This is a genomic window from Streptomyces sp. BE20, from assembly GCF_036322525.1.
Lineage (GTDB): Bacteria > Actinomycetota > Actinomycetes > Streptomycetales > Streptomycetaceae > Kitasatospora.
The window spans coordinates 1-389 of sequence record NZ_JAQYWW010001211.1 but is presented as its reverse complement, the minus strand read 5'-3'; the positions used below and the strand labels follow the sequence as shown (position 1 = coordinate 389).

Annotated in this window: 1 protein-coding gene; it reads left to right on the top strand. The window is 53.2% G+C overall.

Annotated features, from left to right (window positions below):
- Positions 1-152 precede the first annotated feature (152 nt).
- On the top strand, positions 153-389 hold a 237-nt coding region (locus tag PUR61_RS45670; RefSeq protein WP_329885072.1), incomplete at its 3' end, for a hypothetical protein.

The window sequence follows — 389 nt, the reverse complement described above, 5'->3', positions numbered from 1 at the left end:
GGGGGTGTTTGTGGGTTTGGTTGTTTGTTTGTTTTTTGGTGGTTGTTTTTGTTTGTTGTGGTTTTTGTGGGTGGGGTGGGGGTTGGGTGGTTGGGGTGGTGTTTTTTTTTTTGTTTTGTTTTTGGGTTTTTTTTTTTTTTTCTTATCTTTTTTTGTTTTTGGGGTTGGGGTGGTGTTTTTTTTTTTGTTTTGTTTTTTGTTGTTTTTTTTTTTTTTTTTTTTTTTTTTTTTGTTGGGGGGGTTTTTGTGTTGGGGGGGGGGGGTGGGGGGGGGGGGTCAGGGGGGGGGGGGTGGGTGGGGGGGTGGGGGCCGGGGGGGCGGGCGGGGGGCGTGGGGGGGGGGGGGGCGGGCAGCCCGGAGGGGCGGCGGGCGAGCGTAAGACCGGCGGG